Origin of the sequence: Cryptosporangium minutisporangium (genome assembly GCF_039536245.1) — a bacterium.
Classification (GTDB): domain Bacteria; phylum Actinomycetota; class Actinomycetes; order Mycobacteriales; family Cryptosporangiaceae; genus Cryptosporangium; species Cryptosporangium minutisporangium.
Window position 1 is genome coordinate 69,383 of the sequence record NZ_BAAAYN010000038.1, and the last position, 14,288, is coordinate 83,670.

General features: G+C 72.5%; 15 protein-coding genes and 1 pseudogene. 11 read left to right on the top strand and 5 right to left on the bottom strand.

Annotated elements, in window-relative coordinates; translation table 11 throughout:
• Positions 1-17: 17 nt before the first annotated feature.
• From ABEB28_RS27315 to ABEB28_RS27325, 3 genes and pseudogenes are all read right to left on the bottom strand, one after another.
• Positions 18-761, bottom strand: coding sequence for an ABC transporter permease (locus tag ABEB28_RS27315; protein ID WP_345731086.1), 744 nt, complete (start codon positions 759-761; stop codon positions 18-20).
• Positions 761-2,305: an ABC transporter permease subunit gene (locus ABEB28_RS27320; protein WP_345731087.1), complete on the bottom strand. Its 1,545-nt coding sequence runs from the start codon at positions 2,303-2,305 to the stop codon at positions 761-763. Before ABEB28_RS27320 ends, ABEB28_RS27315 begins: the two co-directional genes overlap by 1 nt.
• A gap of 71 nt (positions 2,306-2,376) precedes the next feature.
• Positions 2,377-3,036 (bottom strand): annotated as a pseudogene (locus ABEB28_RS27325) (ABC transporter ATP-binding protein); the annotation flags it as partial.
• A 162-nt stretch (positions 3,037-3,198) separates the two neighbouring features.
• Here ABEB28_RS27325 and ABEB28_RS27330 point away from each other — a divergent pair.
• From ABEB28_RS27330 to ABEB28_RS27375, 10 genes are all read left to right on the top strand, one after another.
• On the top strand, positions 3,199-3,861 hold the full coding sequence (locus ABEB28_RS27330; RefSeq protein WP_345731089.1) for a response regulator transcription factor: 663 nt from the start codon (positions 3,199-3,201) through the stop codon (positions 3,859-3,861).
• 28 nt (positions 3,862-3,889) lie between these two features.
• Complete coding sequence (locus tag ABEB28_RS27335; RefSeq protein WP_345731090.1) at positions 3,890-4,954, top strand: sensor histidine kinase; 1,065 nt, start codon at positions 3,890-3,892, stop codon at positions 4,952-4,954.
• A gap of 137 nt (positions 4,955-5,091) precedes the next feature.
• Complete coding sequence (locus ABEB28_RS27340; RefSeq protein ID WP_345731091.1) at positions 5,092-7,503, top strand: sensor histidine kinase; 2,412 nt, start codon at positions 5,092-5,094, stop codon at positions 7,501-7,503.
• Positions 7,500-7,934, top strand: a complete 435-nt coding sequence (locus ABEB28_RS27345; RefSeq protein WP_345731092.1) for a roadblock/LC7 domain-containing protein — start codon at positions 7,500-7,502, stop codon at positions 7,932-7,934. Before ABEB28_RS27340 ends, ABEB28_RS27345 begins: the two co-directional genes overlap by 4 nt.
• Complete coding sequence (locus tag ABEB28_RS27350) at positions 7,931-8,320, top strand: DUF742 domain-containing protein (protein WP_345731093.1); 390 nt, start codon at positions 7,931-7,933, stop codon at positions 8,318-8,320. Before ABEB28_RS27345 ends, ABEB28_RS27350 begins: the two co-directional genes overlap by 4 nt.
• Positions 8,304-8,921: a GTP-binding protein gene (locus tag ABEB28_RS27355; protein WP_345731094.1), complete on the top strand. Its 618-nt coding sequence runs from the start codon at positions 8,304-8,306 to the stop codon at positions 8,919-8,921. The genes ABEB28_RS27350 and ABEB28_RS27355 overlap by 17 nt, the downstream gene beginning before the upstream one ends.
• Positions 8,915-9,865 (top strand): ABC transporter substrate-binding protein, encoded by a 951-nt coding sequence (locus ABEB28_RS27360; protein ID WP_376980536.1) that lies wholly within the window; start codon positions 8,915-8,917, stop codon positions 9,863-9,865. Before ABEB28_RS27355 ends, ABEB28_RS27360 begins: the two co-directional genes overlap by 7 nt.
• Before the next feature lie 42 nt (positions 9,866-9,907).
• On the top strand, positions 9,908-10,276 hold the full coding sequence (locus ABEB28_RS27365) for an ArsR/SmtB family transcription factor (RefSeq protein WP_345731095.1): 369 nt from the start codon (positions 9,908-9,910) through the stop codon (positions 10,274-10,276).
• Positions 10,273-10,911 (top strand): SRPBCC family protein, encoded by a 639-nt coding sequence (locus tag ABEB28_RS27370; protein WP_345731096.1) that lies wholly within the window; start codon positions 10,273-10,275, stop codon positions 10,909-10,911. Before ABEB28_RS27365 ends, ABEB28_RS27370 begins: the two co-directional genes overlap by 4 nt.
• Positions 10,912-10,970: 59 nt before the next feature.
• Entirely contained in the window at positions 10,971-12,038 is a 1,068-nt protein-coding gene (locus ABEB28_RS27375; protein WP_345731097.1) for an SDR family oxidoreductase, read from the top strand.
• 47 nt (positions 12,039-12,085) lie between these two features.
• Here ABEB28_RS27375 and ABEB28_RS27380 read toward each other — a convergent pair whose 3' ends face one another.
• Both ABEB28_RS27380 and ABEB28_RS27385 read right to left on the bottom strand, forming a co-directional pair.
• Positions 12,086-12,400 (bottom strand): hypothetical protein, encoded by a 315-nt coding sequence (locus ABEB28_RS27380; protein ID WP_345731098.1) that lies wholly within the window; start codon positions 12,398-12,400, stop codon positions 12,086-12,088.
• 120 nt (positions 12,401-12,520) lie between these two features.
• On the bottom strand, positions 12,521-13,696 hold the full coding sequence (locus tag ABEB28_RS27385; protein ID WP_345731099.1) for an AI-2E family transporter: 1,176 nt from the start codon (positions 13,694-13,696) through the stop codon (positions 12,521-12,523).
• Positions 13,697-13,884: 188 nt separating this feature from the next.
• Here ABEB28_RS27385 and ABEB28_RS27390 point away from each other — a divergent pair, with 188 nt between their 5' ends.
• Entirely contained in the window at positions 13,885-14,211 is a 327-nt protein-coding gene (locus ABEB28_RS27390) for a hypothetical protein (RefSeq protein WP_345731100.1), read from the top strand.
• Positions 14,212-14,288: the final 77 nt, after the last annotated feature.

The window sequence follows — 14,288 nt, forward strand, 5'->3', positions numbered from 1 at the left end:
TTCGTGCGTGCCCGGTCTCAGGCGTCGCGGCGGTGGAGCAGGAACGCGCCGAGGAGGAGCGTGCCCACCGTCCAGAGCGCGAGCACCCCTAGCCCGTGCCACGGCTCGACCGGCAGGTCGTCGAGGTTGATCGTCGCCTGCACGGCCAGCCCCGCGTCCGCGGGCAAGACCTGCCGCAGGTGCCGCTGCCAGTCCGGATCGCTCACCATCGCCGTGACGATCGGACCGATGTAGAGCAGCCCGAGCACGACGCCGATCGCCGCCGCCGACGCCCGCGCCACCGCCGCCGCGCCGAGCCCCAGCAGCGCGACCAGCATCAGGTAGAGCACCGAACCCACCACCGGGCGCAGCACCGCACCGGGGCCGAGGTCGTCCCCGAGCACGGCCCGCCCGATCAGCCAGGCGGCGCCGACGCCGACCGCCCCCGCGCCCCCAACCAGACCCAGTACCAGCGTCGCCTTCGCGGCCAGCACCGAGACCCGGTCCGGCAGTGCGGCGAGCGTCACCGTGATCATCCCGGTGCCGTACTCGCCGCCGAGCAACACGACCGCGAACACCGCGGCCACCGCCTGGCCGAGCTGGACGCCGCTCAGCGTCAGCTTCATCGTGTCGGTGGCACAGGGGCAGGTCACCGAACCCACCGCCAGCGCGCTCAGCCCGGCAGTGGCCACCGCGATCGCGAGCACCGACCACGCGGCGCCGGGCGACGTCCGCAACTTGGTCCACTCGCCCCGCAGGGCGTCGGAAAGCCGGGGCCGCATCAGACGTCCCGGCGGCGCAGGACGACGACCGCGAGCGCGAACGCGGCCGCGGTCCAGGCCAGCAGTACGGCCAGCCCACCGGCGGGCGGCAGCGGGAAGTACCCGAGCGAAGGGATGTAGAGGTTGTCGACCTGGGCGTACTCGACCGCGCTCTGCTGCACGGCGAACGCGGCGGCTGGCGTGAGCCGCAGCACCCAGTCGCCCACGCCGTTCGGTAACACGCTCAGCGCCAGCAGGTACGGCAGCACGGTCACGGCGAGCACGGTGGTGAGCGCCGCCGCGCTACGCCGGATCACGGTCCCCAGCGCCAGCGCCAGCACCGCGCAGGCCGCGAGCAGCGCCGCGGTACCGAGCACGATCCGGACCTCGGTGGCGGTCGACACCGCGTTGACGTACACGCCGTTGGCGCGCAGCACCCGCTGCCCCAGCGTCACGACGACCGCCGCGGCGATGGCGCCGGTGACCGCCGTGACCGCCGCGAGCACCACCGCCTTCGCCGCGAGCATCCACCCGCGCGCGGGACCGGCGGTGAGCGTGGTGCCGATCAGCCCGCGCCGGTACTCGACGGTGACGAAGAGCGTGGCGACGACGACGAACAGGATCAGCCCGGCGAACGTCCCGACGAGCGTCTGGCTGACGCTCGTGCCCAGGCCGTTCGCTCCGGAGACGGCCGGTGCGACGTCACCGGACCCGGTCAGCGTGAAGACCCCGTTCTCCTCCGTCGAGCCGGACTCGGGCTGGGGCGGTCCGGGGGCGTGCTCCTGGGACGAACCGGCGACGGGGGAGTCGGCCGTGGGGGAGTCGCCGGTCCGATCCGGTCCGCCCACGTGGTCACTGCGCCACGAGCGGCCCGCGGTGCCGTCCAGTCGGACGGAGTCGAACTCCGCGGTCGCGGTGCTCGGACCGCCGGTCGCACCGATCGTCCCGAACGACGTGTCCGACACCTCGGAGTACTGCGGGGACGTCGCGAACAGGCCCGCCTCCACGGTATCCGGCAGGTGCCGCACGGTCACCCGGCCCACCGTCCGCCAGCCGGTGCCGTCCGTCGACTCGGCCGCGGTGACCGTGTCGCCGGACCGCGTCAGCCGCAGCCACCGCGGTGCGCTGTCCACGGCCGGGCCCGCGACGTCGTGCACGTAGTCGTACTGCAGGCGGACGCCGTGGCCGCCGGTGAGCATCACCGCGGCGTACGAGGACCCGGGCGAGGTGCCGTCCTTGAGCATCAGCCCGACCTTCGCCCACGGCACCAAGCCGGGCTCGGGCGGACCACCGGCCATCGTCGAGCCGGTCAGCGAGGTGATCCGGGCGGTGATCGTCCCGTCTCCGGTGAGCGTCCGATGGACGAACCGGAAGCTGTCGCTGACCTCCTGCCCCTCCGGGCCGATCGGCAGCCCGCAGTCGTCGCCGCACGTACCCTGCATGCCCGGGAGCACCCCGATCCCGACGATCAGCACGGCGGCGCCGATCGTCGCGAGGACCCAGCCTCGCACGGTCCGGAACTTCGTCCACTCGGCGCGGAGCAGGCGCCCGAGCTGCCCGGTCATCGGGCGTCCTCCGAGGAGGTGTGGAACTCGACCGCGCTCCGGGTCAGGTCCAGGTAGGCCTGCTCCAGCGACGAGTGACCGGCCACCAGATCGGGTACCGGGGCGTCGGCGAGGACCCGGCCGCGGCCGACCACCACCAGGTGGTGCGCGGTGTCCTGCAACTCGCCCATCAGGTGACTCGAGACCAGCACGGCTCGGCCGTCCACGGCCAGTGACCGGAGGAACCCGCGCATCCAGATGATGCCGTCCGGGTCCATGCCGTTGAACGGCTCGTCCAGCATCACGGTCGGCGGGTCGCCGAGCATCGCCGCGGCGATGCCGAGCCGCTGTCGCATGCCCAGCGAGTACCCGCCTGCGCGGCGTCGCGCCACCGACGTCAGGCCGGTGAGCGCCAGGACCTCGTCCACCCGCCGGCCGTGCAGGCCCTGCGAGTGCGCGAGCCAGAGCAGGTGGTTGCGGGCCGTCCGGCTCGGCTGCAGCGCGGCGGCGTCCAGCAGCGAGCCGAGGTGGCGCAGCGGACGCCGCAGCGTCCGGTACGGCTGCCCGTCCACCAGCGCGGTACCCGCCTCGGTGGCGTCCAGCCCGAGGATCACCCGCATCGTGGTGGATTTGCCGGCGCCGTTCGGCCCGACGAATCCGGTGACCACGCCGGGCCGCACGGTGAACGCCATCCCGTCCAGGGCGACCGTCGATCCGAACCGCTTGCGGAGCCCGTCGACGACGATGCTCATGCTGTTCTCCCTCTGCCTCGGCAACGCCGATTGGTCTACGCGCCGAGCGGTGTCAGCCCGGTGTCAGGTCTGCGTCGGCTGAGGTCCGCTTCCGACACCGTCGGTGTCACGTTGGCGCCGCGGACACCGAATTGACACCCGGGGCCTGGCATCGTGGGGCCGGTGAGAGTGCTGGTCGTGGAGGACTTCGAGATCTTGGCGCGGACGCTGGGAACCGGGCTGCGGCGGGAAGGAATGGCGGTCGACGTCGTCCTGGACGGAGCCACCGCACTCGAACGGCTCGCGATCACGCCGTACGACGTGGCGGTGCTCGACCGGGACCTGCCGGGCGTCCACGGCGACGAGGTGTGCCGCCGGATCGTCGCCGACCACCCCGCCTGCCGGGTCCTGATGCTCACCGCCGCGAGCACCGTCCGCCAGCGGGTGGACGGCCTCGGGCTGGGCGCCGACGACTACCTGCCGAAGCCGTTCGACTTCGCGGAACTGGTCGCCCGCGTTCGCGCGCTCGCCCGGCGTCCGGGGCCCGCGCTGCCACCGACGCTGGAGAGCGGCGACCTCACGCTCGACCCCAACCGCCGGGTGGCGACCCGCGCCGGACGGCGGCTGGATCTCAGCCCGAAGGAGTTCGCCGTGCTGGAGTACCTGCTCGCGTCGCCGGGCCGGGTGATCTCCCCCGAGGAGCTGCTCGAACACGTCTGGGACGAGGCCGCCGACCCGTTCACGACCGCCGTGAAGACCACGATCAGACGACTTCGGACGAAGCTCGGCGATCCGCCGGTCGTGCACACGGTCCGCGGCGGCGGCTACCGACTGGGCCAACTGTGAAGGGGCCAACCGTGAAGGGGCCAAACGCGTGACGCTCCGTGGGCAGTTGACGCTGCTCTACTCCGGCGCGTTCGTGGCCTGCGGCGCGGCTCTGCTCGGCGTCCCGCTGCTGCAGGTGAGTGAGTCGTCGCCCGTTCCCGGCCAGGTACCGGCGTCGGACGGCGTCGGGCAGCCGGCGGCCGAGGCCGGCGCGCGGCAGGACCTCGTGGTGTCGTCCCTGGTGGGGCTGGCGCTCACCGTGCTGGTCGCGATCGTGCTCGGCTGGCTGATCGCCGGGCGGCTGCTCCGTCCGCTGCGGACGATCACCGCGACGGCCCGGGAGATCTCCGCATCGAACCTGCACCGCCGGCTGGGCGTCAACCGGCGGGACGACGAGTTCCGCCAGCTCGCCGAGGTGCTCGACGACCTGTTCACGCGGCTGGAGGCGTCGTTCGAGGCGCAGCGGCGGTTCGTCGCGAACGCGTCGCACGAACTCCGTACACCGCTGACGGCGGAGCGCACGCTGCTGCAGGTGGCGCTCGCCGACCCGGACGCCACCGCCGACGACCTGCGGGCCGCGTGCCGCGAGGTGCTCACGCTGGGGGCGCAGCAGGAGCGGCTGATCGACGCGCTGCTCACGCTGGCCGGTAGCGAGTCCGGAATCGAACACCGGGAGCCGCTCGACGTCGCCACGATCGTCGACGACGTGGTTCACGGCCGCGGCGTCGGTGAGGGCGTGCGGGTGGACGCGCGGCCGGCGCCGACCACCGGCGACCCACACCTGGTCGAGAGTCTGGTCGCCAACCTGGTGGACAACGCGGTGCGACACAACGTCCCCGAGGGTTGGGTCCCCGCCGGTTGGGTCGAGGTGACGACCGGCACCGTCGACGGACGGGCCCGGCTGACCGTCCGGAACACCGGCCCGGTGATCTCGGAGGCGGACGTCGCCCGGCTGCTCGAACCGTTCCAGCAGCTCGAGGGTGCCCGGGTCCGGCATGGCGGCGGGCACGGCCTCGGCCTCGCGATCGTCCGGGCGATCGCCGATGCGCACCGGGCCGTGCTGAGCGTTCGCCCTCGCTCGGAGGGCGGTCTCGACGTCACCGTGACGTTCTGACCCAAACGAATACCTCGTGTATTCAGGCAAGTGCTCTTTGAATACGCGGCAGTATCACCACTCCCGTGTCGGCTCACCAGTATCGGGGGGAACGGCGGAGCGCCTCCGGCCGCCGGTCCACGAAGGAGCTGATCGGAGTGTCCGTGGCACCGCGTCCGGGCGGACGCCGTTCCGGCGGGTCGATCGGGCGCCGCATCATCCGCACGCTCGCGCTGCCGGTGGCCGCCACCGTCGTCCTCCTGGCGGTGATCGCGGTCGTGCAGGTCGCCAACTACCGCTCGGCGGCCGAGACTGCGCGCGCGGTCGGCCTCGAACTCGCGGTGCAGGACCTGATCCGCGAACTGCAGAACGAACGCGGGATCACCGCCGGGCTGCTCGGCGGGAACGCCGGCTTCCGGGCCGAGCTGCCTCCGGCCCGGGAACGCGTGGACGACCAGCGGGATGCGGTGGAGAAGTTGGTCACCGGCGGCGGAGCCGGGGAGGAGCGCGTTGCAGCCGCCGTGCGGGAACTCGACGGCCTCGCCGGCGTGCGGGCCGGTGCCGACGCCGGATCCGCCGCGCGGGCGCCCACGTTCGCGTACTTCACCGCGCGCATCGGCGTGCTCACCGACGTCGACACCGGTCTGGACAGCTCCGGCGACGCGGCCCTGCGGCGCCACGTCGCGGCCCTGGACGCGCTCGGCGCCGTCACCGAGGCCACCGCGCAGGAGCGGGCGTTCCTCAACGGCGTCTTCTCCGCCAGCGGCTTCCGCGGCGACGAGTTCCTCCAGTTCGTCACGATGCGGTCCGCGAAGGACACCGCGGCGGCCGCGTTCAGCCGTCACGCCGACGGCACCGCCCGTACGGCGCTCGCCTACCTCCTCGACACCGGGGCCGCACGCGAGGCGGCGTACTTCGAGAAGGTCGCGCTCGGCGCGGGCGACGGGCGGTATCTCCAGGTCAACCCGCAGTCGTGGTGGTCCGCACTCACGACGGTGCTGGACGACATGCTCCAGCTGCAACAGCACGTCGGATCGGTCATCCAGGCGCGGGCGGAAAGCCTCCAGCACCAGGCGACCGTCCGCACGGCCCTGTTGCTCGCCGCGGTGCTGCTGAGTCTCGTCGGCTCGATCGTCCTCGCCGTCCGCGCGTCCCGGTCGATCGCACGGCCGCTCGCCGCGCTCGCCGCGGAGGCCAACCGCGTGGCCGGTGTCCAGCTCCCGGAGGCCGTCCGGCGCGCGACCTCCGGCGACGAGGCCACCTCGCCGCCACCGGTCCGGGTGTCCCGCGGCGCCGGCGACGAGGTGCGGCTGGTCGCCGACGCGTTCGACCGGGTGCAGGCCACCGCGTACACGCTCGCCACCGAGCAGGCGCGTCTGCGCCGCAGCGGCGCGGAGTCGCTGGCGAACCTCGGTCGGCGCAACCAGAACCTGCTGCGCCGCCAGCTCGGGTTCATCACCCGGCTGGAGCGGGAGGAGTCCGACCCGACCGGGCTGGCCAACCTGTTCGAGCTCGACCACCTGGCCACCCGGATGCGACGCAACGCGGAGAGCCTGCTGGTGCTGGTCGGCGCCGCGAGCCCACGGCAGTGGTCGGACCCGTTGCCGGTCACCGACGTCATCCGGGGCGCCGTGTCCGAGGTGGAGGAGTACCGCCGGGTCGCGCTGCGCCGCGTGGACGACGTGCGGGTGGCGGGCTCGATGGTCAGCGGGGTCGCCCACCTGCTCGCCGAGCTGATCGAGAACGGGCTGGCCTTCTCCCCGCCCGACGTCGACGTCGAGATCCACGGCCGCCGGATCGGATCCGGCTACCTGATCGCGGTGGTCGACCAGGGCGTCGGGCTGAGCGCCGCCGACCTGCGGCGGGCCAACGAGCGGGTGCGCGGCGAGGGTGACTTCCTGACCGCACCGGCCCGGTTCCTCGGGCACTACGTCGTCGGCCGGCTCGCCGTCGGGATGGGCGTCGGCGTGGAGCTCGCACCGTCGCCGGTGACCGGCGTGACCGCCCGGATCACGCTGCCGGCGAGCATGTTGTCCGATCCGGCCCCGGTGGAGCGGATCACGGCCGAGTTGCCGGGGCGCGCTCCGGTCCCGGTCGAGCCGCGCGCACTGACCGCGTCGGTTCCGGCTGGCACCGGACGGTGGTGGGCGACGGCGGATCCGTCCGCGCCGGCGTCCCCATCCGCCCCGTCAGCCCCGTCCGCCCCGTCAGCCCCGCCCGCCCCGTCAGCCCCGTCCGCCCCGTCGGCCCCGCCCTCCGAGATCGCCGAGCCCGCCGACCTTCCGGCGACCGTCGAGTCCGTCGTGCTCGCCCGCGACCCCGCCGACGACAACCCGTCCGCGCCCGCCCAGCGCACCCGGAACGGCCTGCGCAAGCGCCCACCGCGCAGTCAGCGCACGGCGGTCGCCGGAGTACGTCCGGCCGTGTCCGCGCCGGTGCAGGAGCGGCCCGCGCTGCTCAACGAGTCGCCGGAGGCGCTGCGTGCCCGGCTGGCGGCGTTCCGCGACGGGGTCCAGCGCGGCACGACCGGAACCAGCGCCACCGTGCCACAACGAAAGAAGCATCCGTGAGCTCTCCGAGAGTCGACAGCCCGGCCGATCGGCACCAGTTCAACTGGCTGCTCGGCAACTTCGTCCACCAGACCGACGGCGTCCGCGACGCGGTGGCGGTGTCGTCGGACGGGCTGCTCATCGCGGGCTCCGACGGGCTCGGCCGGGCCGACGCGGACCAGTTGGCGGCGATCGTCTCCAGCCTGGCGAGCATCGCCCGGAGCGCGTCCCGCCGGTACGACTTCGACGGCCTCAAGCTGATCATGATCGAGATGCGGCGGGGTTTCCTCCTGGTCTCGGTCATGGCGGGCGGGAGCTGCCTCGGTGTGGTCGCCGACGGGGAGAGCGACCTGGGCCTCGTCGGATACGAGATCTCCCTGCTGGCCGAGCGGTTCGGTGACCTGCTCACCCCGGCGCTGATCGCTGAGTCCCGGCAACACCTACCGAGATGACGTCGTTCCCGGGGCGGCTCGGCCCACCCGCCGGACGGCCCGGAGCGGCGACCCCAGCGGACGAGGACCCAGTCGTCCGTCCGTTCGTGCTCACCGGCGGGCGGACCGTTCCGCTCCGCGACGGACTGCGGATCGAGACACAGCTGCAGACGACGCCGTCGGCGCTCGCCGCGCCGCTGCGATTCGAGTCGCGGCGGATCGTCGAACTCTGCCAGGCCCCGAAGTCGATGGCGGACCTCTCGGCGGCGCTGCGGGCACCGCTGGCCGTCGTCCGGATCCTCGTCTCCGACCTCCTCGGCGCGGGGCACCTCCGGACCGACGCGCCGGTCGGCGCATTCACCCCCGCACTGATCGAAAGGATCCGGGATCGTGTTCGGGCGCTCTAACGAACCGGTGGTTCCACCGATCGCTGTCAAGGTCGTCGTCGGCGGCGGTTTCGGCGTCGGCAAGACGACGTTCGTCAGCGCGATCTCGGAGATCGAGCCGCTGATCACCGAGGCGGAGATGACCGACCGGTCGATCGGGATCGACGACACGTCGGCGGTCACCGGGAAGACCACGACCACCGTCGCGCTGGACTTCGGGCGGATCACGCTCGACGACGCGCTGCTGCTCTACCTGTTCGGCACCCCGGGCCAGGACCGGTTCGCGTTCCTCTGGGACGACCTGGTCGACGGGGCGCTCGGCGCGGTCGTGCTGGTGGACACCCGCCGCGTCGAGGACTGTTTCCGCACGATCGACTACTTCGAAGAGCGGGACCTCCCGTTCGTCATCGGCGTCAACGTGTTCGAGCCCGGTCAACGGTTCGCGCTGGACGAGGTGCGCGAGGCGCTCGGCGTCGAACCCGGGGTGCGGCTCGTGGAATGCGACGCACGCCAGCGGGAGTCGGTCAAGGACGTCCTGGTCGCGCTGACCGAGGAGGTCCTCGCCCGGCGCCTGAACACGGATCGGGCGGTCGCCCCGGGAATGAGGCAGGAGACATGGTGAGGTGGCGCACGACGGTGGCCCTGATGAGCGTCCTGGTGCTCACCGCCTGCGGTGGGTCGGACGCGGCGATCACCGCGCCACCCGGCGTACCCGAGGCCGAGTGCTCGACGGTGACGATCGCGGTGAACCCCTGGGTGGGCTACGCGGCGAACGTCGCGGTCGTGAGCTACCTGCTCGAGCGTGAACTCGGCTGCACGGTGGTCGAGAAGCAGCTCACCGAGGACGCTTCCTGGGAGGGGATGGCCGCGGGCAGCGTCGACGTCATCCTGGAGAACTGGGGCCACGACGAGCAGAAGAAGAAGTACATCGACGACCGGAAGGTCGCGGTGGAGCTCGGGCTGACCGGTAACAAGGGCGTCATCGGGTGGTACGTGCCGCCGTGGATGGCGCAGAAGTACCCGGACATCACGAACTGGCGGAACCTGAACAAGTACGCCGCCCAGTTCGCCACCGCCGCGTCGAACGGGAAGGGACAGTTCCTCGACGGCGACCCGTCGTTCGTCACGAACGACGCCGCGCTCATCGCCAACCTTCGCCTCGACTTCACCGTCGTCTACGCCGGCAGCGAGGACAAGCTGATCGCGGCGTTCCGCGCCGCGGAGGCCAACCGGACGCCGCTGATCGGCTATTTCTACGAGCCGCAGTGGCTGCTGTCGGAGATCCCGCTGAAGCGCATCCGGCTCCCGGTCTACCGACCGGGCTGCGACGCGAACCCGAAGACGGTCGCCTGCGATTACCAGCCGTACGACCTGGACAAGATCGGGCGCGCGACGTTCGTCGACTCCGGCAGCCCCGCCGCGACGCTGATCAAGAACTTCACCTGGACCAACGCCGACCAGAACGCGGTCGCGCGCGATCTGACCGTGAACCAGCTGTCGCCGGATCGGGCGGCGAAACGGTGGCTGGACACGCACCGCGCGACCTGGGAGAAGTGGCTGTCATAGAAGTTGTGGCTTATATAAGCACCGCATGATATCGTCTGCCTCGTGCATGCGTTCGATGTGCTCGGCGACCCGGTGCGCCGCCGGATCCTGGAGCTGCTCGCCGACGGCGAGCAGCCCTCCGGCGCGATCAGCGACGTCATCCGAGCCGAGTTCGGAATCACCCAGCCGGCCGTTTCGCAGCATCTGCGCGTCCTGCGGGACAACGGGTTCGCCTCCGTGCGGCCGGAGGGCGCGCGGCGGCTCTACGCAGTGGAGGCGACCGCCTTGCGCGAAGCGGACGACTGGCTGGGGCAGTTCCGGCGGTTCTGGACGCCACACCTCAACGCGCTGGCCACCGAGGTGGCCCGCGGCAAACGGCAGCGGCGAGTAGCCGCACCGCCCGACGACGACCCCCGGGGAGCAACCGAATGATCGACGTGAAGAGCCACATCAGCGCGGTGCGCCGCACGCTCGGCAGCCGTGAGCTGGAGGCCGGGACGGCACGGGTCTCCACGATCAGCCAGGTCTACGACACCGACATCGATGACCTCTGGGACGCCGTCGCGACCGCCGAGCGGATCCCGCGCTGGTTCCTGCCGATCTCCGGCGAGCTGAAGGAGGGCGGCCACTACCAGCTCGAAGGCAACGCCGGCGGCACGATCACCCGGTGCGACAAGCCGCACGGCTACGACGCCACGTGGGAGTTCGGTGGCATGGTCAGCTGGATCGAGGTGCGGCTGACCCCGGAGGGCGAGGGGCGGACGCGCGTCCAGCTCGAACACGTCGCGCACGTCGACGACGCGCTCTGGGAGCAGTACGGCCCTGGCGCGACCGGCCTCGGCTGGGACTCCGGCTTCTGGGGCCTGGCCAACTATCTGGCCGACCCGACCTCGACGCCGGCGGACTCGGCGGCGGCCGCCGCCTGGGTGGCCTCTCCGGACGGCAAGCTGTTCATGCGGCTGTCCAGCGATGCCTGGGCCGAGCAGGCGATCGCCGCCGGGGACGACCCGGAGCAGGCCCGGGCCGCGGCCGAGCGAACCTACGCGGCCTACACCGCCGAGGCGTAGGCCCCGCCCGTCCGGGTAGCCGCTCCGCGAAACTGTCGTCGAGACGCGTGGAGCAGCTCATGCCCAAGCCGGTAGCGGAGCAGGTAGCGGTCGTCGTCGGGGCGTCCACCGGAATCGGCAGGGCGACCGCGCTCGCGTTCGCCGCCCGGGGAGCCCGGGTGGTGTGCGCCGCGCGCAACGCGGTCGCCCTGCACACGCTCGTCGACCAGATCCGCAAGGACGGCGGCACGGCGACGGCGGTACCCACCGACGTCGCCGATCCCGCGGCCGTCCGGGCCCTCGCGGACGCCGCCGAGCAGGAGTTCGGCCGGATCGACACCTGGGTGAACAACGCCGCGGTCAGCATCTGGGGGCGGATCGAGGACATCACCGACGAGGAATTCGACCGGGTGATCCGGGTCAACTTCCTCGGGCAGGTGCACGGCGTCCACGCGGCGCTACCCGCGCTCCGCCGGGCCGGCGGGGGTGTCCTCATCGGCGTCGCCTCGGTGGAGGGGATCCGGTCGGTGCCCCTGCACGCCCCGTACACGGCGAGCAAGTTCGCCCTCCGGTCGTTCTACGACACGCTGCGGATCGAGCTGGCACAGTCCGGCGACCCGATCGCGGTGACGACGATCCTGCCGGCGTCGATCGACACGCCGCTGTTCGAGCACGGCCGGAGCAAGATCGACGCGATGCCGAAGCCGCCGCCGCCGGTCTACGCGCCGGAGCTGGTCGCCGACGCGATCGTCGCCGCGGCGGAGCGTCCGCGGCGAGAGGTCGCGGTCGGGGGCGCCGCGGTCGGGTTCTACCTGGGACAGCGGCTCTCGCCGGCGCTCACCGACGCGTTGATGTCGATCCGCCGCCTCGGGGCCGGCTCGCAGCAGAGCGACCGTCCGGACAACCAGCTGGACAACGTGGACCGGCCGCTCGGCGAACCGGGCCAGGTCCGGGGGACCTACTCGGGGCGGGTGCTGCGGCGAAGCGTGCTCACCCGGGTGATGAGCGCGGCGCCACGCCCGGGGGAGCTGTTGACCGCGGCCGTGCGCCGGGCGAATGCCCGGCGGGCGCAGGCGACCGAGGGCTCCGGACGTCCGGCCGGGGCGCGTAGCGTCCCGCGGCGGCCGGTGGACAGCCCGGCCGGATGAGGCGTTCCCGGTGCCGGCCCACGCCGGCACCGGGACGCTCTCGCGGGTCAGGCCCGGCGGCCGGTCCGTGGAGTGCGTGCGGTTCGGGCGGTGCGTGCGGTCCTGGCGGTGCGCGCGCTCCCAACGTTGCGGCGGTACCAGGGCGACGGGGGTGTGGGACGACGGCGTCCCCGGCGAAGCACGACGGTGACGAGCGTGAGCGCCCCCACCCCGGCGGCTCCGGCCGCTCCGGCGAGGGCCTTGCGCGGCCGGTCGGCCTTGGTCGCGAGCGCGTCCACGTTGTCCCCGAGGTCGCGGCGCGTCTCCGCGGTCTCCGCGACTAAGACCTCCGGGGCGGTCTCGGGCGGCGGTGAGTACGTCATACCTGCTCCTCTCGCAGGGGGCGCCCCGATGAACGCGGGCGTCCCGGTCGATGGTGGAACGGAACACCCCGGTCGCGTTCCGTTACCGCAGGGCTACCCAGTGCGAGGTTCGACTAACGTTCAGGCGGGCGCCACCCCCTCGGCGGGCGCCCCGACCGGTGCCCCGGTCGGCGCGTCGTCCGGTGCGTCGTCCGGATCGGACTCGCTCGGGACCGCCGCGCCCAGGTCCGCTTCGGGTTCGGTGAGTTGTTCGCGGAGGTAGTTCCACACCACCGCGATCAGCGCGGCGACCGGAACGGCGAGGAGGCTGCCGACGACCCCGGCCAGGCTTCCGCCGAGCGTCACCGCCAGCAGCACCACGGCCGCGTGCAGGCCCAGGCCGCGGCTCTGCACCATCGGCTGGAACACGTTCCCCTCCAGCTGCTGCACGACCAGGATGATCGCGAGGACGATCAGCGCGTCGGTGAGACCGTTGGAGACCAGGGCGATCAGCACGGCGACGAAGCCCGCGAACACCGCACCGACGATCGGGACGAACGCGGACACGAACGTCAGCACCGCCAGCGGCAGGACCAGCGGCACGCCCACGATCCACAGGCCGACGCCGATGCAGACGGCATCCAGCAGGCCGACGAAGGCCTGGGACCGGACGAACGACCCGAGGGTATTCCAGCTGCGGTCCGCGATCGTCGGAACGTCGGTCGCGAGGCGCCCCGGCAGCTGACGGGTCAGCCAGGGCAGGAAGCGCGGGCCGTCCTTCAGGAAGAAGAACATCAGGAAGAGCGCCAGGATCGCGGTGATCAGCCCGTTCACCACGGTGCTCACCCCGGTCAGCGTCGCGGTGGCGATACTGCCGACGCTGTCCTGGAGGCGGGCGGTTCCGCTGTCCAGGGCGCTGGTCACCTGGTCGTCGCCGATGTTCAGGGGCGGTCCGGCGGCCCACTCGCGGAGGCGCTGAATGCCGTCCGCGACGCCGGCCGCGAGCTCCGGCGCTTGGTCCGCGACCGGTACCGCGATTCCGACCAGCGTGCCGGCGGCCACCACCAGGAAACCGATGGTCACGGTGGACGCCGCCAGCGCCGGCCGCACACCGTGGCGTCGGAGGAACCGGGTCGGCGGCCAGGTCAGCGTGGTGAGCAGGAGGGCGACCACGACCGGCCAGAGGATCGACCACATGCGGCCCAGCAGCCACAGCGTCACCGCGGTCAGGAGCAGGACCAGGAGCATCTGCAGCGAGACGCGTGCCGACGTGCGGAGTGCGGCTCGAGTCTTCGTCGAGCTCAGGGTGGCAGGCATGGCGTTCACCTTAGGAGCGACCCGGGTCGGTGCCGTGTAGCGGTGGGCCACGCGTGGCGTCGCGCCGAGGCCGGCTTCCGGAAGACGTCGGGAAGAACCGAGGACCGGCCCGTCGATCGATGCCTAAACTTCAAACGATCTTTGACCGAGGTCGACGCTCCCACGGCGTGGTGAGGGAAGGAAGGCCGATGGCCCGAACCATCATGGCGGTGTTCACGAACCCTCGTTCGCCGGAGCAGGAGGAGGAGTACAACACCTGGTACAACCAGGTTCACCTCGCCGAACTGCTGGAGATCCCCGGCATCGTCGCCGCGACCCGGTACTGGGCGGCCGACGGCACGGCCGACCTCACGCACCGCTACGTCGCGCTCTACGAGGTGGAGGGGGACCCGGCAGCGGTGTTCGGTGAGCTGTCGACGCGGTCCGGCGGGATGTCGATCTCGCCGAGCCTCGACGCCGAGAACGCACAGGTCGTCTTCTGGGAGCCGATCGACGGCGGCTCGCGTTCCCGCTGAAGCCCGCAGTCCGCGGCGGCGAACACCTCTCTCCGGCGGCGAGACCAAACCTCAGGTCCGGAAATCCGATTTCCCAC